General features: G+C 52.3%; 12 protein-coding genes. 4 read left to right on the top strand and 8 right to left on the bottom strand.

Going from position 1 to position 20,590, the window contains the following annotated elements:
* The first annotated feature begins 38 nt into the window (after positions 1 to 38).
* Complete coding sequence (locus AAF564_01330) at positions 39 to 665, top strand: 4'-phosphopantetheinyl transferase superfamily protein (GenBank protein MEM8484153.1); 627 nt, start codon at positions 39 to 41, stop codon at positions 663 to 665.
* Positions 666 to 724: 59 nt separating this feature from the next.
* Complete coding sequence (locus tag AAF564_01335) at positions 725 to 4,180, top strand: methylmalonyl-CoA mutase family protein (protein ID MEM8484154.1); 3,456 nt, start codon at positions 725 to 727, stop codon at positions 4,178 to 4,180.
* A gap of 25 nt (positions 4,181 to 4,205) precedes the next feature.
* Here the strand turns inward: AAF564_01335 and AAF564_01340 are convergent, their stop codons facing one another.
* From AAF564_01340 to AAF564_01350, 3 genes are read right to left on the bottom strand one after another with little or no spacing between them, the layout of a single operon-like run.
* Positions 4,206 to 6,026 (bottom strand): hypothetical protein, encoded by a 1,821-nt coding sequence (locus AAF564_01340; GenBank protein ID MEM8484155.1) that lies wholly within the window; start codon positions 6,024 to 6,026, stop codon positions 4,206 to 4,208.
* Between the two features lie 32 nt (positions 6,027 to 6,058).
* Complete coding sequence (locus AAF564_01345) at positions 6,059 to 6,751, bottom strand: hypothetical protein (GenBank protein ID MEM8484156.1); 693 nt, start codon at positions 6,749 to 6,751, stop codon at positions 6,059 to 6,061.
* A gap of 35 nt (positions 6,752 to 6,786) precedes the next feature.
* A complete protein-coding gene (locus AAF564_01350; protein ID MEM8484157.1) occupies positions 6,787 to 7,302 on the bottom strand; it encodes a hypothetical protein in 516 nt (171 codons plus the stop codon).
* Between the two features lie 192 nt (positions 7,303 to 7,494).
* Here AAF564_01350 and AAF564_01355 point away from each other — a divergent pair, with 192 nt between their 5' ends.
* Positions 7,495 to 8,262 carry a hypothetical protein gene (locus AAF564_01355; GenBank protein MEM8484158.1) on the top strand — a complete coding sequence of 256 codons (768 nt, stop codon included), beginning with the start codon at positions 7,495 to 7,497 and terminating at the stop codon, positions 8,260 to 8,262.
* Positions 8,263 to 8,280: 18 nt separating this feature from the next.
* Here the strand turns inward: AAF564_01355 and AAF564_01360 are convergent, their stop codons facing one another.
* From AAF564_01360 to AAF564_01370, 3 genes are read right to left on the bottom strand one after another with little or no spacing between them, the layout of a single operon-like run.
* Positions 8,281 to 10,119 carry a hypothetical protein gene (locus AAF564_01360; protein ID MEM8484159.1) on the bottom strand — a complete coding sequence of 613 codons (1,839 nt, stop codon included), beginning with the start codon at positions 10,117 to 10,119 and terminating at the stop codon, positions 8,281 to 8,283.
* A gap of 28 nt (positions 10,120 to 10,147) precedes the next feature.
* Entirely contained in the window at positions 10,148 to 10,861 is a 714-nt protein-coding gene (locus AAF564_01365) for a hypothetical protein (GenBank protein ID MEM8484160.1), read from the bottom strand.
* A gap of 25 nt (positions 10,862 to 10,886) precedes the next feature.
* On the bottom strand, positions 10,887 to 11,399 hold the full coding sequence (locus AAF564_01370) for a hypothetical protein (protein MEM8484161.1): 513 nt from the start codon (positions 11,397 to 11,399) through the stop codon (positions 10,887 to 10,889).
* Positions 11,400 to 11,873: 474 nt separating this feature from the next.
* Between AAF564_01370 and AAF564_01375 the strand changes: the two genes are divergently transcribed.
* Positions 11,874 to 12,359 (top strand): hypothetical protein, encoded by a 486-nt coding sequence (locus AAF564_01375; GenBank protein MEM8484162.1) that lies wholly within the window; start codon positions 11,874 to 11,876, stop codon positions 12,357 to 12,359.
* Between the two features lie 115 nt (positions 12,360 to 12,474).
* Here the strand turns inward: AAF564_01375 and AAF564_01380 are convergent, their stop codons facing one another.
* Positions 12,475 to 18,201: an Ig-like domain-containing protein gene (locus AAF564_01380; protein ID MEM8484163.1), complete on the bottom strand. Its 5,727-nt coding sequence runs from the start codon at positions 18,199 to 18,201 to the stop codon at positions 12,475 to 12,477.
* Positions 18,201 to 20,590, bottom strand: a 2,390-nt coding sequence (pbpC, locus tag AAF564_01385) for a penicillin-binding protein 1C (GenBank protein MEM8484164.1), incomplete at its 5' end; no start/stop codon positions are given. The genes pbpC and AAF564_01380, both read right to left, overlap by 1 nt.

Here is a 20,590-nt window from a genome sequence, read left to right on the forward strand (position 1 = left end):
TGGGCAGTAGATCGCTACTGCCCACTTCTCGTTTTTATATGGTACTGCCTGATCACATAGCTTATACCCATGCCCGGATGCAAGACGTGGATTTGCACCTGGCTGGCAGTATATTGTCAGCGCGTGAGCAAGCATACCTCGAAACGATACCCCATGAAGGCCGGCAAACCGAATACACCGCCGGTCGGATTGTCGCCCGTCAACTGGCTGCAGATATCCTCCAGCTCTCGCCGCAGGATGTGCCAATTGATGTGGCTGATGATGGTTCACTGGTCCTGACCGGACGCAACTATGGGTTGTCGCTGGCACATGCGCATGGTGGGGTGTGCGCTGTTGTTGCCCGTGATACCAGTGTTGGAATCGACCTTGAGCGTATTAAGCCACGGCATCCTGAACTGTACCGTTTTATCCTCCATCCAGACGAATATCACTTGCTCGAATCGCTGGATCTGGAACGGGATCAAATACTCATCCTTTGCTGGGCGCTCAAAGAGGCGACGTTGAAAGGCATGAAGACAGGATTTCGATGCTCTCCCAAAAAACTTAAAATAGCTGTTGATCTTCCCAACCAGCAGGCGCGTATTACGGCTGACGGCGGATCCGCATGGCAACTGGGATTTGAAGAAATTGATGGGTGTTATCTGGCTATTGCTTATCCAGCTTAGCTATCCAGTATAGCAACTGCCCATTTTGCTTTAACTCTCGATAAGACAAGACAATCAACATGTCTCCAGAGAAATATCAGCCTAAACACAAAATCAGATTTGTAACGGCAGCCAGCCTATTTGATGGGCACGACGCAGCGATAAACCTGATGCGTCGCATACTTCAGGGATCCGGGGCCGAGGTGATTCACCTGGGGCACAACCGTTCGGTGCAGGAAATTGTAGATACAGCCATTCAGGAGGATGTCCAGGGGATTGCGATCTCTTCTTATCAGGGGGGGCATATCGAGTTTTTCAAATACATGCACGACCTGCTCCAGCAGCAAAATGCCGGCTACATCAAAATTTTCGGCGGCGGTGGTGGTGTTATTGTTGATGCTGAAATCGAAGAGTTGGAAGCTTACGGTATTGCCAAAATCTTTTCGCCGGAAGCCGGCATGCAGCTTGGCTTGCAGGGCATGATCAATTATATGCTCGAACAATGTGACTTTGACACCGAAGCGCACGATGCACAGTTGCTTGCAGAGCCTGTTGCGCATACCGCCACTTCATTTAGAAAACTCGCACGGCATCTTACACGGGTCGAGCAGGGGGTAGGTAAGTCCCTGTCTGTTTCTGCAGAAGGCGTATTAGAGTCGCCGCCGGCAATGACATCTGATAAAGATGTCCCCGTTGTCGGAATCACGGGTACCGGGGGCGCCGGCAAATCTACTTTGACAGATGAACTTGTGCGCCGGTTTATGAATGACTTTCCCGACTTGCGGATGGCTGTGCTATCTGTTGACCCGAGTAAACGGGTTACGGGTGGGGCATTGCTAGGCGACCGGATACGGATGAACGCCATCTACGGCAAAAATGCAGAACGCGTGTACATGCGATCCTTTGCCACGCGGCAGGCGCATCGTGCTACGTCTCAGGCAATGGCTACAAGCATCGAAATTTGTAAAGAGGCCGGCTTTGACGTTGTTATTCTTGAAACCGCCGGCATCGGGCAAAGCGACACAGAAATCACGGAGTTGACCGATACTTCAATTTATGTAATGACGCACGATTTTGGCGCCCCAACCCAGCTTGAGAAAATTGGAATGTTGGATGTGGCGGATTTTGTAGTTATCAATAAATTTGAAAAACGGGGCAGCGCAGACGCATTGCGCGACATCCGCAAGCAGGTACAGCGCAACCGGGGACTGTTTCACCTCAACCCTGACCAGATGCCTGTCTACCCAACGATGGCATCCCAGTTTAACGACCCGGGGGTAACACGGCTGTACCTCGGGTTGCTCGAACGGTTTAATGCTGATTATGCTTTTGACCGCGAAACCGCTGTATACGGTGGCACACTGCCCGAAGTAAATCCAAACGAGCTTGCCATCATCCCGCCCAAACGCCAGCGTTACCTGGGCGAAGTGGTTGACACTTGTCGCGAGTACAGGAAAAAGGCAGAAGAGGCGATTGCGTACGCGCGCAAGTGGGGTGAAGCCCGCGGGGTATTGGCACAACTCGATGAGTGGAAAGCCGGCGATGAGGGAGAAACGCGCGTCCGGATCGAGCAAATGCGGGACCACTGGTGGAACCGGCTAAGTGCCCGTGCCCGGCGTATTCTGAAAGATTGGGATGTGATGGCTGAGAAGTACACATCGGACACGTTTGTATATGAAGTGCGCGGGAAACGGTTTACGGTGCCCCTCTATACGACGTCGCTCTCAGGATTGAAAATTCCTAAAGTTGCCATTCCTCGAACACAAGATGCAGGGGAGCGCTTGCGCTTTGCGCTGCTTGAGAATGCACCCGGATTCTTTCCGTATACATCGGGTGTTTTTCCGTTTAAACGCGCAGGCGAAGATCCTACGCGTATGTTTGCCGGCGAAGGCTCTCCTGAACGTACCAACCGCAGGTTTCACCTGGTTTCGCTTGGCATGCCTGCGCGCCGGCTTTCTACCGCTTTTGATTCGGTTACGCTCTACGGATTCGATCCGCACACGCGTCCGGATATCTATGGGAAGGTAGGCAACTCAGGTGTATCGATTTGTACACTGGATGACATGAAGAAGCTGTATTCCGGCTTCGACCTGTGCGACAAGGCAACCAGTGTGTCGATGACCATCAATGGGCCGGCGCCCATGATTTTGGCGCTGTTTATGAACACAGCCATTGACCAGCAGGTTGAGTTCTATCTAAAAGAGAAAGGGACCTGGAATACGGTTGCAGCTGCAATCGCAGAAAAGGTAAATCGAGACGACGTACAGTACGTCCCGTATGGCCCACAAGGCCCTGAAGAGGGGCTGCCAGAAGGACACGATGGCAGTGGACTTGGGCTGCTCGGGACCACAGGTGAAGAACTGGTCCGCTGGGGATTACTCGATGCTGATGCATATGCCGAAATCAAAGCCCGGACGCTCAGCACGGTGCGCGGCACAGTACAAGCTGACATTTTGAAAGAAGACCAGGCGCAGAACACCTGCATTTTCTCAACTGAATTTGCGCTGCGGATGATGGGAGATGTACAACAGTACTTTATCGACCACAAGGTGCGGAATTACTACTCGGTATCGATATCAGGGTACCATATCGCGGAAGCAGGCGCCAATCCAATTTCACAGCTTGCGTTCACGCTGGCAAACGGACTCACCTTTGTTGAGTATTACCTCTCTAGGGGTATGGACATCGATGACTTTGCCGCTAATCTATCGTTCTTCTTTTCAAACGGGCTCGATCCCGAGTACACCGTCATTGGCCGCGTTGCCCGTCGTATTTGGGCGGTGGTCATGCGGGATAAGTATGGGGCAAACGAGCGTAGTCAGAAGCTGAAATACCATATCCAGACATCCGGCCGCAGCCTGCACGCAAAAGAAATTCAGTTTAACGATATCCGTACAACGCTTCAGGCCCTCATTGCCATTTACGACAATTGTAATTCGCTGCATACCAATGCATTCGATGAGGCTATTACAACGCCCACTGAAGAGAGCGTTCGTCGTGCCATGGCGATTCAGCTTATCATCAACCGTGAACTTGGGCTCGCAAAAAATGAAAACCCCAACCAGGGCGCATTCATCATCGACGAGTTAACCGACCTGGTTGAAGAGGCTGTGCTTACCGAATTTGAGCGCATCAATGACCGTGGTGGTGTATTGGGTGCAATGGAAACCATGTACCAGCGCGGTAAAATTCAGGAAGAGTCGATGCTGTACGAGCACAAGAAGCACAGTGGTGAACTACCCGTAATTGGTGTCAACACCTTCTTGTCGAAAAATGGCAAGCACGAGAACGAAGAAGCCCCTGTAGAGCTGATGCGCTCGAGTACGGATGAGAAGCAGCATCAGATTGATAACCTGGAGCGCGTGCAACGCCGGCACACGGAAGCAGCGCAGGCTGCCCTGAACACCCTGCAGGAAAAAGCGCGGGCTGGGGGTAACCTGTTCGAAGCACTCATGGACACCGTCAAAGTATGCTCACTTGGTCAGATTACGGATGCACTCTTTGAAGTAGGCGGACAGTACCGGCGCAATATGTAGCGTTGAGTGCTCAGTCTTAAATTCCTCAGTCTTTGAGCGGGTTGCGTGGGTCGTTTGGCGACCAGTGTGCTGTCCATGATCCCAGGTGAATGGCGCCGGCGCCACTTGCGCCATCTCCCATGAGCATACCAATTGCACCCACATCAGATGTTAGCGTAGTGTTTGCACCCAGGTCGATGTCTAAGCCATAATCGGCAGACTTAAGGTCAGACACGAGATCTTCCATTTTATCGTTATACGCTTCAATCTCGTCTGTTCGCCGGTGCCAGTACATGGAGGCTTCGTAGACTTTGTATTCAGATGCACCAGATACTTTGTACAGGGCCAGGGTAAGTGATAACATGCGGTCGCGTGCGTAGCCCACACATACAGGACCACTGGTTGTGGTACAACCTGGATATTTACTGCCTGTATCCCACATCTTTCTTAGTGAGCTGAGGCGCAGGATATCGAGGTGCATGTATTTCAACTCATTGACTTTGAACGTTCTGGAGCGGTATGAATTGGTGGGGGAGGCGACAGAAGATTCAAAGCCGGCTGCTACCGGATTGGACACGCGGGCTTCTCCATTCAGTTCAATAGTCAGACTGCCTCGGCCGTGTGCTGCCGTGTTGTAGATCTCAAAAAAGACTTCGTCTGTTCCATTGAATTTTTTGAGCGTTTCATTCAAGTGAATCTCTCGCTCATGAATGCGCTCGCTGCTGTTGGTGGAAAAGTAAGTAATAGAATTACCGTATTTGGACGTGAAGTCATGCTTGTGATACATACACCAGCTCCAGTACCACAATTTACGGTCGGGACCCTGTGCCTGTGACCACGTACCGTTCATATCGCGAAAAGTGGTGATGTCCATATGACCGGAGTTTGGCATCGCTTCGTGGAGGGCAATGAGGCCGCCGTTGATGTTCACAGTGCCGACAAAGTCGATACGTGGGTTCTGGTTTTCTGCCGGCGGTTTCACAATCACCATCCCATCCCAGTTGAATGTAGCCCCATCTGGCACAATCAGGTTACCTTCGATAACAAGGATACCTGATCCGCTAAAGTCTCCGTTGATTGTCAGGTCATCTTTTACCCGTAATACCCCTTCGCCATTGGCAGCATCAAATTGATCTGGTAAGTTGGCGCCGTCCTGGATTGTTGTTTCAATGCCCGGGTTGGCATTTATATAGCTACCAAGGGCTGACTCCACCTGGTCGGGAAAAAACATCCCGGTTTCCTGCTCAAGTTGCAGGCGATCAGCGGTGTCGATGATATCAATGCCGATATTCGAGTTGCCGCTTCCGCTCAGCGCGTCTTCGAGTACGGAGTTGATGTTTTGTACGCCAAGACCCATTTCATTCAGATCATTGGCAAGTGCAAGGTCCTGGATGAGCACATTGTCGAGGTCAGCAAGCGCCTGGTCGTCTAGGGTAATTGTTGGAATTTCGAGCGTTGCCCCGTTGTTGATATCGAGGTCAACTTTGGCGGCTTTGATTTGAAAGGCGTTCATTGCGCCGCCCGGGTTCCAGCGGTACTGACTCCGAAGGTCGTGCACTGCGCCTTCGTATTCAGCGCGAATAGTCAGGTCGAGGACGCCATCATCTACGTTGTAGTTGACAATTTCTATATCGCCACCGCCTTCTGTCAGCGTTTGAAACGGGGCTGCAGCCGACTCTCCAGCCGCAGCAATCCAGCTTGCCAGGGCCAATTTACGCCCCTGGATGGCCAGGTCGCGCGCCATCTGGTTGGAATAAGCTTCGGTTTGTGCGTCCTGGGTATCCATGTTGGTTTGCTGCATTGAGGTGGTCAACCAGACGGTTGTAATGGTTGCAGCGAGTGCAAAAAGTAGCGCAGCTTTGCCCATGATTTTATATCGTTTTTACTGTGAAAGGGTGTCTAGTTCATGTTGGGCAGGTCGACGGTAGCCGCAAACCTGCTGAGGTTGCTATGGCTGGTAGATTTTTGATCCTGGGTAGCATATTCGACACTACCTGTTGCCATCTTTAGCTCTATACGAACCTTGGAAAGGTCGGGTGAGCAGGCGGCTGAGTTATCACTAAACTCGGCGCTGCCTTTGCTCAAAAATTCTACAAGAAAGTGGGTGACAAATTTGGCGCTTTCGCCGGTAGTCTTGCTGTCTACGATGCGGGCAATGGTGTAGAGCGGGACAGTCTCTGTTGTTGCCCCTTTAGGGATTGTGATCGTTTCGCCGCTGTCGGTTAGGATGTAGCTTACAAGTTCTGCGTCGGCCGCTGAGGGATCGCTGGCATTGTAATCAGCGTAGGGATCGGCAAGTGTGGGAAAGGTAAGTACGGTGGTTACATCGCCAGCCTTTGTGATACTGCATTCGTACGCCGTGCCCCCTCTGAACCTGCCGGCAGCAATGGCGTCATCTGTTTGTGATTGATTGCGCATGTTGCTCAGGTCAATCTGAAGCATTTCGCTGAATTCGACGGCTTCAGAGTAGACGATGTTGTTGATTACAGCTTCTGAAGCGCTCTGGGTACCGCGAACCTGGATCATGCCGAAAATCAGCAACACACCCGTCATGCCGAAAAAGGCTGCCATATGGTCGAAAATAAACTGCATAATGCGCTATATCCTGATAAAGGGTACACGCCCAACTACTGAATATCAGCAGCCAGAATAATTTTGGTGCCTGTGTATTTTGCCACCCTAAACCCAATAGTATCCTGCGAAACGACCGCTACAGTTAGTTCTTTCGCCATCGTGGGAGACGCGGTCTGCTGTGATGGGGCGGCAGGATTTATGTATCGCAGGGAGTAAGTAACATCAAATCTGAAGGTGTCCGTACTGATGGCATGGCTAATCGATTCTGTGAAATTGTGGTAATCGTCTACATCATCAAAGTCAGCTTCATTGTTTTCGCCCGTATCAGGGCCAAAACTGTTGCCGTCCGACATGGTGCCTAGATCGGGTTCAGAGCCATCGGTTGTGGCTTCGTCATACGCGTAGCTGTTTTCAATATTTTCAAGGCGTAAAGAGGCATAGTCGAGGGCAGCACTTTCCTGTTCTCGAACATAGATGCCTTCTACAGCGATGTAATTTGCGCGCTGCTGGTTTACTGAAACCATCGTGATGATCATCAGTGCGCCGAGCGTCATCAATGTTTGTTGCATGGCCGCTTCAGTGGTATTCAGGTAGTGGGGAGTGGCGGAATGGGTGGTAGCCAACACTCACATCTTGGTATCGCGGAATTTTGGAAATTCTTTAATCGCTATTCAAAAAAATCTTAACTTGTGATGTGGATGCAACTTGTATCCATTAACGGCCCGTATACTACCTGATTGTTCAACAAACCTGCTACCCAAATGAAAGCAACGTATACCTCGTCACTATTAGCCATGCTTAGTGTGGTCGTGTTGATTCTCTCCGGCTGTACGGGCTCGGAAAGCAACAACACTGAAGATGAGGAATGGAGTACAGCAACCAAACAAGCGCAGCGCAACAATAGCTCAAGCAGTAATAGCTACAGCAGTGATTCTGATAGCAAAACGCGTAGTAAATCAAAAAGCCAGGAAGGTGGGGAGTTGGGCGAAGCGCTCAGTGAATTGGAGGATGCCCTGGACGGTTTGGGAGAAGCGTTTGGTGGTGGGAACAAGGTTGAAGCTGTAGACTTTCGCGAACTGCGCACAATTATGCCAGACCGCATTCGCGGCATGGAAAAAGGCAAATCAAACGGCGAGCGTACAGGCGCGTTGGGCTTTCGTATTTCTCAGGTTGACCAGATGTTTGCAGAAGAAAACGGAAACGGCCGGCTTGATATTTCAATTGTCGATCTTGGCGGCTTGAAGAACGTAGCTTCTATGGGCCTCAACTGGTTGCAAATGGATGTGGACCGCGAATCCGATGACGGCTATGAGCGGACCCGTACCTACCGCGAGCACCCGGTGCTCGACAAGTGTAGCAACATGAGCGGTAAGACGCGCTGCGAAATGACCGTATTTGTAAGTGAGCGCTTCGTTGTCTCGCTCGAAAGCAGGGACATGGATGCTGGTATGCTCGAAGATATCCTCGAAGACATGGACATCCGCAAGCTTGAGCGCATGAAAGAAGAAGGTATTTCAGAAGACGGCTAACGGCTGCATGCCGTTAGACTAATCAGCCCCCTGTACCTTTGTGTGCAGGGGGTTGCCGGCTTCCCCTGGTTCCCAGTGGCGGTGCCACGTGCCGAGGTTGGTCATCCCGAAAGGCAAATTCCCCATGCCGCTTAACATGGCCGTTGCATTGTTGTTAATGGAAATGGTCACGTCGCTGCCAATGTTTAGATTGACACCATAGTCAGTTGACTGGATATCGCTGATTAGGTCGTTCATTTCCTCCTCAAACTCCTCCTCTTCATCCTGCCGGCGGTGCCAGTATAACGAGGCATCGTACAGGTGCTTTTCAGCGCCATCTACAATTTGATACAGGCGAAGTGCCAGCGCACCAAATCGATTATAATCTGTACCTACGCACCGAGGGCCGTCCCAATAACGAGAATCATTGCACCCTGGATAGCCTTCAGCAGTGTCCCAAAGTTTTTTGAGTGAACTGATTCGCGTGACGGCAATATCCATGTGTTGGAGGTCGCCCTCATGGAATATGTGTGACCTATACTGGTTGTTGAGGTCAGCAATTTGAGGATCGAATCCTGCCGCAAGCGGATAAGAAATCGGCCCGAACCCGGTAAAGTCAGTTGTCAGGATTGCACGGCCGTGTGAGCCAGGGTTGAGGATTTCAAGGAAAAGGCTGTCGTTGGTTGGACTATTTAGCGCGTTTTGGAGGCTGCCGAATTTTGTTTGGCCGTGCACAGTGAAGCCATTGATATTGGATTCGAATCCGACCTGCGTTGTGTTTAGGCGTCCACTAAAGTCGTGGGTATGCCTCCACCAGGGATACTGGTCTCCGTACTGGTTACCCCAGGAGGCATCAGCATCGTAGTTGATGGTGAGGTCCATGTGGCCGGTGTTTGGAATGCCTTCCTGTATAATGACGAGCCCACCGTTAATACTTACAATGCCAGAGAGGTCGATGTTGGGGTTAAGATTGGTTTCTTTTGGTTTTACCAGGATTATGCCGTCCCAGGTGAAATTTACGCCTGATGGGACTTCAAAATTACCTTCTACAATAAGCACCCCTTCGCCAGCAAAATCAGCCCCAAAGTTAGCATTGCCATCAATGCGGAGCACTCGATCTGTACCTGAACCAAACTGACTCGGGATTGAGCTACCGTTAATGACGGTCTCCGCAGTAGGATGGGCTACCAGGAAGTTGTTGATGGCCTGTTCGACCTGGCTGGGGAAAAACAACCCGTTTTGCTGATTAAGCGAGCTCCGATCTGTTTCTGTAACGGTAGACACACCAAGCGTATTGGCGTGTCCGCTAATATCAATTTCGTTTTCCAGATCTGCCACAAGTGTGCTTAACCCCAGGTTGAAATGATCCAGATCGTTTGCAAGCTGTAGTTCGTCGATCAGAACTTCATCCAACTCATGCAATGATTGATCATCAAGCGTGATGGATGGGAAGTCGAGGTTGGCATTGGGATCAATTGTGGTTGTCATGTCCGGCGCCGTGATCTGAAGCGGATTCACCGTAAAGTTATTCCAGGAATAGCGCGTCCTGATTTCGTGTACAGCGCCCTCATAAATGCCTCGGACTGTAAAGTCGAGCACGTTGGCATTGGTGGGGTCTGCACCATAGCTCTCTACACTGATGGTGCCCCCGTTTTCTGAGATCGTCGTGAAAGGCTCAGTGCCAGTAACGCCGCCAAGATTGATCCACTCAGCGATAATGAGCTTCCTGCCTTTAACCGCTAATTCCCGGGCTAACTGACCTGTGTGGTAGTCAGACTGGGCTTCGCTTGTCTCGCGTGTTGCCTGTTGCATGTTGCCTAACAGGATAAATCCGATCAGGGAAAATACAAGGGCTGCAATGATGGATACCTTACCCATTTTTTATCGTAATTTTTTGATTTCGGGGTTATTCCCAGTTGGAAAGTGTAACGGTTGAGCCAAATCGTACGAGGTTCTGCTGGCTTGTAGACCTTTGGTCGTTGGTGACAAAACCGATGCCTTCAGCGGCAAGCTGGAATTCAAAACGAACTTTGGATAAGTCGGCACTACATGCTGTTGTTGCTGTGGGTAAAGCACTGGCCGGTAAAAAAGTATTGGAGCCTTTAGCGCCAAACTGTACTTCAAATGCAGTGACATAAGGCAGGCTGATGCCGATGATTTTGCCGCCAACCTCCCTTCTGAGTTCAAAAAGCGGCACGTTTTGTATGACGTTACCTACCGGAATGGCAATGGAGTCCATGGTAGCAACCAGTTGGTAGGTTACTTCAACCGCCTCTGCGTCATTGGGGTCGCCTACAAAAGTAATCGAACTATCTGCATGGGCAATGGTCGGGAAGGTAAGCGTCGTGGTGTATCCTCCAGCAGTGCTTAATTGACACACGAAAGACGCGGAGCCTGTATAATTGCCGCCGTCTATTGCCAACTGTGTTTGTATTTGCGTCAACATGTTTTCCAGATCGCGTTCCAAAAACTCGTTGAGTTGCAATGCCTCGGAATAGACCATATGGTTGATCGTTGCCTCGGTTGCAGCGGACGAGCCGCGCATCTGGATATAAACAAAAATGAGCAGTACAACACCGGAGACCATGATGGAAATAATATGGTCAAACAGAAACTGCATGATGCCAGAATGGGGGATTTATATGTTAAAGATCATCAGAAACGATAGTCGTTTTACTCCATGTTGCCCTTGCAACTCTTGTACCAACCGTATCATTGGATACCACATCAGCCATGATTATTTTTGCAAAAGTCTGTGTGCTGGTCGTATCACCTGTTGTGGAGTTCACGTAAGCCACTGAGTAACTGATATCGAAGCGATAAGTGTTGTCGCCGATGGTGTGTTGCACCCCGGTCTCCGTGAAATTGTGATAGTCGTCGAGGTCATCACGTACAGTTTCGCCTGGTTCTTGGCCAAAAGATGCTGCGGACGTCAACGTTGAGGCATCTGTAGGGAGTGTCGTCTCTCCAAGGCGTGTTTCATCAAAGCCTGTATCGTTCAGGATAGACTCAATGCGGAACTTGGCCACATCGAGCGCTGCCGTTTCAATTTCCCGGATATAGGATATCTCCTGGATCATGATGACAGACTTTTGATGGTTAAGCGCCGTGATCATAATGATCATTAGCGCGCCCAAAGCTAGAATGGTTTGTTGCATGATGCGTTGTTACAGACAGATTGGTGCCGGTGGCCAGCACATGAAGGGCAAAAGGCTCAGCAAGGTGTCTTAAGCATTGCTGTACGTGGGCATCAATAAGATATTAGAGCCATCTTTCTGAAAAATGCCTAAAAAGAATATCTAATGGTCGCTAGTGGCGCGCGCGATAGAGGGGGAATGGCTAAGGATAGTACGCCATAGGCATCAAAGGCAATCTCCAATAGCGCAATAACGTGGTGATGTTTGCGCCAAAAGTGGCGGGGTAGCTGTAGCCTGTTGTTTGCGCCAGTCTGGTGATGTGGATCGGGATAGAACGTATAAAATGCTGAACAAAAAAGCCGTCCCGGTGATGCAAATTTTGGGCGGCTATACAACGCAGATAGCTCTTTTTAGGCCCAATTGCACGATTTTGTCAATAGGCTTGAATTTCGCAGGTATAGCAGTGTTCTTCATGCATAAAGACGCAGCTACACCATGAAACAGATTTTTTCGTTTGTATTGCTCACCCTGTTTGCTTTGCCAGTCCTGGCGCAGGATTCCTTTTTTGAGTACGGGACCGCCGCTGAAGGATTTGAAGCAGCCAAAGAGGATGATAAAGTCGTTGTGCTCTACTATTTCGACAGTGAGTCAGAAGGTTCTGTGGATTACAACCACATCTGGAGCGATCCGCTTGTCACTCGGTTTGTCGACAAGCTTGCTGTCCCTGTTTCCATTGCATCCGGTACCGAAGCCGAAGAAGCGCTTCAAAACCTGAAGCGAAAGCGCCGGCGCAAAGCTGATCCCTACACGCCCGGCATTTACTTCTTCTCATCAACAGGCCGCACCCTTGGCGTACTCCGTGGTGACCTGGATGGGCAGGAAGGCATCGGCCAGTTCATGTTGATGCTAGGCGCAGCAGACTACGCACGGCTCGAAAACAAACACGACAACGGACGTCGCCGGTTCATGCGGTACCATTGAGGCAAACAATGATTTTATTGTTTGCTGGTTGAAGGTTGAACGTTTAAGGTTAAAGGTGTTTGGACTCAGAAAAAACCTTTAACCTTAAACATACGGCCAATAAATCCATCAGGATTTATTGGCCCGCCAGGTTGCCTGATGGGGCTGTTACGACGAGCCGGCCTGAGGCATTACGTCCGTTTACTTCGGGTTCATACATCAACTCGGAGCGGGCGGGCGGATGAACAAACGTGCCGGGTACCGTAGCACGCGCTACGTAAGAATGGGTGTGTTCACCGCGCGACAGGTAATCTGCGAAAAGCAGCACTTTGTCGTCATGCATTTCTGTATGGTTGAACGAACCCCACCATCGCCCACTGCTTTGGGCTGCATATTCCTGGTTAGCTGTTGCAAACGCATCATTTACGGGCTCTAGCCCTGCTGGCAAAGGATCTTCGACGACGAGGTAATTTCGGTCTGCCGGACTGTTCAGTCGGAGCGTAACCCGAACAAGCTGGCCGGCTTCAAGGGAAACGTCGCCGCCGCCTGTTGTGAGTACACTGCCATATGGTTGCCCCGCATTATCGAGCAACTGAAAGGTTCTGCTCACACTAAGTCCCTGATTTTGCGCAGCTACCGGACCGCTGCGGTACGATTCCATCGACAGCGCATAGTACAGCGAGCCCGTTCCTTCTTTCGAAATATCTACCGGAATGGAAGTATCAGTGGGCAGGTCCTGTAATGGGATGCTTGCGGAATACACATCTGTCGAAACACCCTTGAAAGCCTGTTCTAGCAGCGATTTGCCGGCAACCTGGATGGCCGCCGTGAAATCGGGCGCGTCTGCTTCATACCGCTTCTGAAAGAGGGCAAAGGCATCAACAACAGCTGCATTCTCCTGGGTTGATGCCCAGTGTGATGCCTGGCGCGTGTTGATGAGGTATCGGATCATCTGGTTGGCGAAAGTACGAAATGCGGGGTCCTCCGATGCTTCGATCAAGGCAGTAAGTCCGTATGCAGTTGAGCGGGTGTCGCTGGCGAAAATCCAGCCGGCATCCGGATCCTGCGAAGCCGTCAGGTACGCGCTGGTGCCTTCCACGCGCAACAAGGCGATGAGGTCTTCATACAGTGCCTGCTGATACGTTTTGAGGCCATCGTTATTGGACCGCCAGAGCGTACGCAACAGGTGGCTCCGTCCGTCAACACTGATTGGCGTATTGTTTTGAACAGTTGTGCGGACGAGCTGGTTGATTTCGCTTTCCAGGAAGACGCCGTGCCGTGCAAGCGCGAACAGGGAAAACGCGCGTGCGTCATTCCATGTGCGGGCACCGTAATATTCTGGTTTCTGACTGGCATTTCGGACTTGCCGCGCGAGGGCTTCAACGGCTAGTCGGGTTAGCGCTTCAGGGACATCGAAGCCGGCGTCGCGCGCATCTGCAAGCGTTAGTACAACATAGCTGGATACATAGGGGTTAACATAGTAGCTTCCGCGCCAAAGGCTAAAGCCGTTGCCCATCCAGTATTCCTTCAGGCTGTTTGCCCAATCCGTGATAAGCGAGTCGCGGTCGCCGCCTACAACATCCAGATCAAACGCATTTAGCAACGCGTCGCCGGCAATGAGGGGTCGAATGCGCGATGTGCGCTGCTCCAGGCATCCATATGGATAAGTAAACAGGTAACGGGCGGCACCGTCGATGCCAACCAGTGCTGTACTTGCAACATGTGCTTCCACCTTGCCCATCCCAGGGATAATGTTAGGGGGCAATTGCAGGGCTTCCAAGGCGTTGTCCTCCGTAGAGGCAAAGGTTGCAACCTGTTCTTTAATGGTCGGGAGCAGGATAGGCAAATCGATAGCAAAAGCATCAGATTCCCTGTTTAGGCCGGCTGAGAACGTCAGGTTGGCTGCACCTGTGGTTGTGCCATTCCATTTAAAACGGACCTCTTTGGTTTCACCGTCTGCCAGCGAAACGGTTTGCTCGCTGTCACCCGTCAATGCCAGTCCGTTTGCTGAAACTGAGACCGTAGACGAACCGTCGTTGCCCGTGGTGTTTGTGATCAGGACACCGGCTTCGAATTCGTCACCCAACCGGGCAAAGCGCGGCAGGGCAGGGGCGAGCACAAGGGGTTTTGTGACCACTATGTCTTCTGCACCGGCGCCAAACAAATTGTTGCCGGTGAGGCCCACAGCCATCAATCGGAACGTGGTCAGGCTTTCTGGCAACTTGAACGTTACGCGGGCGCGTCCTTTGTTGTCAGTTTGTATGGCCGGCTCCCAATGGGCAAGTGGGCGGAAATCTTTCCTCACATTATTTGAGCCGCTCTCGTCACCACCACCGCCGCCTTCGTCTTCTTCTTTTTGCCCGTAATTGCGTTGCCGCACCAGATTGGCGAGTGATTGCGCGGAGTTGACGCCCAACGGTCGGGCGCCATAAAAAGTATCGAAGGGGTCAGGGAGGGTATATCCAATCAGATTGAGTACCCCTGCATCAGCAGCACTGAAGGCAATTTCACCTGCTACACCCTGACCGGCTGCATTTTTGAGTTGCAGGTCAACTGTAACTTCTTCGCCGGGCTCATACGTCGTTTCATTTGCCGTAATGGCCACGCTGAGATGTCGTACACCCGCGTCAACGCCCAACGCAGTATAGCCCATTTTGAAAGAAGGGGCGCCGGCGTCAAATGCACCCTGGGGTGGCGCCGTGCGTCCGTTGAGTAGCATCACGCTCACATAAATGTTAGGCAGATGGGCTTCTGTTATCGGAATTTCGATTTGTGGTGCACTGCCGACAAGCGTTTCTACGCGGCTGGAAATAATCCCTTCACGCTCAACGGTAATCAGCGCCTGGGCGGTTTCATAAGGCGATTGCACCATGATTTTAGCCGTTTCACCCGGTGCATACGTTGGGCGTTCTGGTGTGAGGTTAATCCGATCATCATCGGAGCGCTCCCACGCGACGTAGCCACTGCCTGTTGCATAGAAATAAGCCTCCGACTGGATTGCATTCCCCCGCAGATCGCGGCCTTTTGCACGGATGAGATAACTGCCCCCAAGCGAAACGGGCATCGTTAGCCGCTGCGCCCGTCCTGCTTCAATGGATAGGGTCTGTGTGCCGTGGTTTTCTTCGATCTGTTCGGTGCGCCACCGCAGCCGGCCGTCTGACCCCACTTCACGTACGCTGTTCCACTGCCGGCGGACCAATTCCACTTCAATGTCAGCGGCTGCAACCGGTACACCGCCGGGGTTGATGGCGATCACGTCAAATGTCATGGCCTCCTCAGTAGACAGGTCGAGGAAGGTCGTTTGGGGCTTGAGGCCTATATAAAAGAGGCCCGGGTGGAGTGTGATCTCGCGGCGTGCTGCGCCTGTTTGCCGTGCCGGGTCGGTAACCTCTGCATTCCAAACAAGCCTCGCCGTTTGTCCCTGTTCATTGCCCGGGAGCTGGGTTCTGACTGATACCTGGCCGGCGTCATCCAGCGTCGTCTCTGCGGTTGTAAGGGACTGGTAGAGGCTGTAATCGTAGCCGGCTTTGCCAAACCGGTATGCATCAAATCCGGGTGGATTGTAGCGATGGAATTCTCGGTAAAGGGTATAGCGTACGGGTTGATTCTGCATGGGGGCACCAAAGAGGTACCGTCCTGTTGTCGTGCCTTCGAAAAAATCGCCGGCGATGTAACTGGCCGTTGAAGCCTGCATTTCCACGTTGAATGTGGCGCGCCGGAACGCATCTACCCGGAAATAAGACTGCACCAGGTCTCCATCATCCCATTGCTCACGCGTATCTGCCTCTTCATCAGATGCAAATACTACGCGCACCAGATAGGATCCGAGATCGTCATTTTCTGATCCTGTCCATTCGAAATTGAATGTGCCAAGGGCACTGGGTAGGAGCCTGGTTTCAAATACCTTTTCTTCCAGCGGGCTTTGAATGAGTACGCGGATGCTATCCGTAATAGGGGTCCATTCACCGTCGGTTTTCTGGCGCAAGATGCCTTTGAAGTGGGCGGTTTCGCCGGCTTTGTAGAGGCCTCGGTCGGTAAACACGGTGCCGGTTTGTTGTAGCGGCTCAGGGTTCCAGGCATAAGATATACCGTAACGATAAGGCTCCAGCCCATCGTCCAGTGTGCTGCTTGTGAAGGCAAGGTCGTCATTGCGTTCCACAAATACATATTGGGTAGGTGCGGTCCACTCATCTGGTTGCGCCATGCCAAGCGCATACCAGCCGGGCGACTGCGCGCGTCCTTCCGCGTCTGTTTGCCCTTCCCATTGCACTGTGTTTTTTGCATCGCGGATGGTCACCCGGGCGCCGGCTACAGGCGCTGCATCCGCCAGTGTGGTGACAAAAATGAGATTCTGGTGTGGGCTGAACTTGGCCGAGATGCCCATGTGGGAAACCTGCGCAATGGCTTTGAATGTGCGCGGCTGTTTTTCGCCGGCCAACACGGGCGTTTTAAGGTGAACGGCAACGACACCTGTACCGTTTGTCAGTTGAGCATCCAGGGTTAGTGGTAGTACTTCAGGTTTGTTCTCTGCAGCAGCAAGTGAAAGGGTTTCGTCGGTTGGGATGAGGTCCGGCGCGGTGCCTTCAAACGGGAAATTGTGCCAGAGGTCATACCGGGATAAGTTAGGAATCACTTCCGCTGCAGAGAGTTTTTTTAGTCCGTATGATGCAGAAGCGACGTTGGTCACGCGGAGGGGTATTGCAGCTTGCTGGTCCGCCTCAATTAACAGCAAGCCCTGGGTCATGGCGACTGAAGGCTTGTAAGAGGTTGTTCTAAATCGATGTGTACTGGACGGCAGGAGCTGGCCGTAAACATCTTCCAGGTTGTTTAAAGATAACGTGTATTGCGTATTTGGTGTCCACAGCAACGGCAAGCGATGGGCAGTGCTCACGAAGTCATCGCGTGACTCGATACCGGCGGGCAACGGAAGGGCCGGATTCATGGTCATCGATTCCCGTACTTGTTTGAATGCTACCGGTGTAGAGAAATACAGCGTAATACCCTGGGCCGGGTCAAAGTTGTTGGTGATTTCTTCGTAATAACTGGCTGATTGCGCAATACGGTCAAGGGTCAGTGGGCGATAGGTTCTGAACGTGACAAAGGCATCCTGCGCAGCGCCCAACGGTCCGCGTGCGCTTGGCAGGTCGTACCGGATGGCAATTTCATACCCCTGGCCCTGTTGGAGCGGAGCATCTGGCGTCAGGACGAGCACACTGTCGGATTCGACCGTAATGGCTGCCCGGATGCTATTGCGATCATTTTGCTGATGAAGCGTCACAAAGCCGGCAGCCTGTGCTGTGTTCAATGCCTGGTTGAAGTAGAGCCGGAAAGACTGGTTCGTAGCGACAGCCTGGTCACCTGTTGCCGGATCTGAATGCAAAAGTCTTGGCCGTGGCGTTTCGAATTGCCAGCTAAACGATTCGCTGAGCACATCACCTGATACTGCTTGCATGCCAGGCGCTAGGGAAACTTCATATCCTGTTGCCATCGGCAGGGGCGTGGCGGGTTGGAAGACAAGCGTGTGTGTGCCATCCCAGCGGAAGGTACCATTAATGGCTGGCTCGATCGAAAACTCAGGCACAACAGCCGGCGCATTTGCGCCCAGCGCTACCATGGGCTGGCTGAACGTAATGCTGATAGACTGGTTCGGCTGCAAACGCATCAGCGTACCAGACGGGGCAACGCTCAATGGCCGCAAAGGGCCTTCGAGCGTAGGGTTAAATGCCGTGGCTGCTTCGGGCGGCACATCCAGCGCAACACTGGTCACCGCAAAGCCTTCAGGGGATTGCTTGCTGCCACAGGATACAATCCAGCAGGAAACGAACAGGAGCAAGAGTGGGGTTATGTAGGTACGGGTTTTCATCAGAATGCGGGTGTATGCGCTTCAGTATAGGATAATACGCGGATGGAGATGGGAAGGCTTTTCAGCGCATGGCCCTCCTGGTCCACTCCGCGGAGTTCGATGGTATGCTGGCCAGCTTCCAGCTGCCAAAAGGCGCTCTGAATTGGGCCTGAAACGGGTGATTCATTGATCCACCATTTTGCGTCTGATACCACGCCATGGCTGGTACCTTGGAGGTGGATTTGCTGGAATCCAGGCTTCAAAACCGGGTCCAGTTGAAAAGTCATCCCGGCCTTCGGGTAAAGAATCTGCAGTTGCCGAGGCATTGTTGTCTGGCCATTGTGACGTTGATCATTGGGTACCTGCTGCGCTGCTACATGCGCTACGGATGGCGTACCTGCAGGGTGTTGCGGCTGTGCAATCCCGTTTGTAGCAGCCCATGCTTCGTAAGGCGGCGGGTAAACGGTGAAACGGGTTGGTGTTATGTGTTTTTTCGGTGTGCCCGGTAGGGCTACAAAACCGCTGCGTTTGTCGATGTCCCAAATTTGGTGTACGGTACAGGTATCCGTTGGTATCGCATGCGGCAGAAAGAATTCTTTTTTTATGCCGGGGCAAGCCTGTCCCGGTCTATGACCACTCACCGGACAGATTTCAACGGTCTTTAATTTTTCTGGTATCGCAAACGTACCCCCTGGACCAAGCAACGCCATAATGCCGTGATACAGTGGGCCGGCGCCACTCACCCCGCTAACCCGACGCATGGGGGAGCCGTTAAAGTTGCCAACCCAAACAGCCACGGTATGCTGCGGCGTATAGCCTACAGCCCAGTTGTCCCGATAATCTTTTGACGTGCCTGTTTTAACAGCCGCAGGAAAGGGCATTTCAAGCGGGCCATAGCGCCCAAAGGCAGGGGCACGCGCTTCGGGGTCTTGTAAAATGTCTGTGATCAGGTAAGCGGTTTCTTGTGACAAGACCTTAACGGTTGTCGTGTCTGCTGCGTGCAACGTAGTACTTCCCGAAAGATCAGTTTGGGACATCGTAGTCACAAGTCCGCGGGATAGGCCCTGGTTGGCAAGCATTGCGTACGCGCTTGCCAATTCGATGAGCTGCACTTCGCCGTTGCCGAGCGTTAAACCCACCCCATAATGGGCAGCGCCCTTTTGAAGGGAAGACACACCGGTATCGTGTAGCAGATCCAGCAGCGCTTCTGTACCCTGCTCACGCAGGAGGCGAACCGCCGGCACATTATAACTTGATGCAAGGGCGGTGCGGAAGGGCACGGGGCCATGGAATTTCTTGTCGTAATTCATGGGCGAGAATGCGCCCCCGGCTTCCGGAATATGAATTGCGATATCCGGCAAAATGGTTGCCGGCGTGTACTTGCCCGAAGCAAGCGCAAGTGCATACGTAAAGGGCTTGAGTGCTGAACCAGGCTGGCGTTGCATCAGCACGCCGTCGTTTTGTCCTTCGGTGTGTGTATTCCAGAAGTCAGCGCTACCCACATAGGCCAGGATGTGTCCGGTGCTGTTTTCAATGACAAGTACGGCGGCATTGGTTGCGCGCTCGTTCCCCAGCCGTTTGAGATGCACGCGTGCGAGGGCTTCAATTTCTTCTTGCAACGGCAAATGCAAGGTTGTGCGAATGGTCGCAGGCTTCACGTCAGCGTGGTCCTTTTTCTGAAGGATATAGTTGACAAAATGGGGAGCCTTGAACGTGTTGTCTGCCGGCAGTACTGAAAGGGGGATGGCAGCCAGGGTCTCCCGTTCGTTGGATGAAAGCACACCCGTATCTGTCAGGGCATCAAGCACATGGTGTTGGCGCTGAACCGCTGCGTCGAGATTGGTGTACGGGTTGAAGGCATTCGGCCGTTGCGGCAATCCAACGAGAAAAGAGGCTTCCGCTTTGTTGAGATCAATAGCCGACTTGCCAAAGTAGCGGCTTGCAGCAGCTTCAATGCCATAAATCTGGTTGCCAAAATACACCCTGTTCAGCCAGAGCAGCAGGATGTCTTCTTTGCTTAATTGTGCTTCAAGCCTGACTGCAAGCAGGGCTTCCCTTGTTTTCTGGTAGAGTGTGCGGGATTGGTTCCCTCTAAGCGTTCGTGCTACCTGCATGGTGAGCGTTGAACCTCCACGCACCACGGCGCCGGCCCTGGTATTTTCTACGAGCGCCCGCACAATCGACAACGGGTTGATACCCGGGTGCTGGTAAAAATGGCGATCTTCTACCGCAACCACAGCCTCAAGCACAAAGGGGTCGATATCGGCTGCAGCAACGGGAATCCCCTGTCCATTCGGACGCACAGTGCGCAGCAGCCGGCCATCCCTGTCTAAAATGTTGGTACTGGTCACTTGTTGCTGAACGCGCAGCGCCGCCGGCAACGGCCAGAACAGGTAACCTACGCAACAAC

The sequence above is a fragment of the Bacteroidota bacterium genome (genome assembly GCA_039111535.1).
Taxonomy (GTDB): domain Bacteria; phylum Bacteroidota; class Rhodothermia; order Rhodothermales; family JAHQVL01; genus JBCCIM01.

What these genes read in the sequence shown, in the direction of transcription:
- AAF564_01380 (MEM8484163.1), bottom strand. Translation starts at nt 18,201, where the DNA reads ATGAAAACCCGTACCTACATAACCCCACTCTTGCTCCTGTTCGTTTCC.
- AAF564_01350 (MEM8484157.1), bottom strand. Translation starts at nt 7,302, where the DNA reads ATGCAACAAACATTGATGACGCTCGGCGCACTGATGATCATCACGATG.
- AAF564_01330 (MEM8484153.1), top strand. Translation starts at nt 39, where the DNA reads ATGGTACTGCCTGATCACATAGCTTATACCCATGCCCGGATGCAAGAC.
- AAF564_01375 (MEM8484162.1), top strand. Translation starts at nt 11,874, where the DNA reads ATGAAACAGATTTTTTCGTTTGTATTGCTCACCCTGTTTGCTTTGCCA.
- AAF564_01360 (MEM8484159.1), bottom strand. Translation starts at nt 10,119, where the DNA reads ATGGGTAAGGTATCCATCATTGCAGCCCTTGTATTTTCCCTGATCGGA.
- AAF564_01370 (MEM8484161.1), bottom strand. Translation starts at nt 11,399, where the DNA reads ATGCAACAAACCATTCTAGCTTTGGGCGCGCTAATGATCATTATGATC.
- AAF564_01340 (MEM8484155.1), bottom strand. Translation starts at nt 6,026, where the DNA reads ATGGGCAAAGCTGCGCTACTTTTTGCACTCGCTGCAACCATTACAACC.
- AAF564_01355 (MEM8484158.1), top strand. Translation starts at nt 7,495, where the DNA reads ATGAAAGCAACGTATACCTCGTCACTATTAGCCATGCTTAGTGTGGTC.
- AAF564_01335 (MEM8484154.1), top strand. Translation starts at nt 725, where the DNA reads ATGTCTCCAGAGAAATATCAGCCTAAACACAAAATCAGATTTGTAACG.
- AAF564_01345 (MEM8484156.1), bottom strand. Translation starts at nt 6,751, where the DNA reads ATGCAGTTTATTTTCGACCATATGGCAGCCTTTTTCGGCATGACGGGT.
- AAF564_01365 (MEM8484160.1), bottom strand. Translation starts at nt 10,861, where the DNA reads ATGCAGTTTCTGTTTGACCATATTATTTCCATCATGGTCTCCGGTGTT.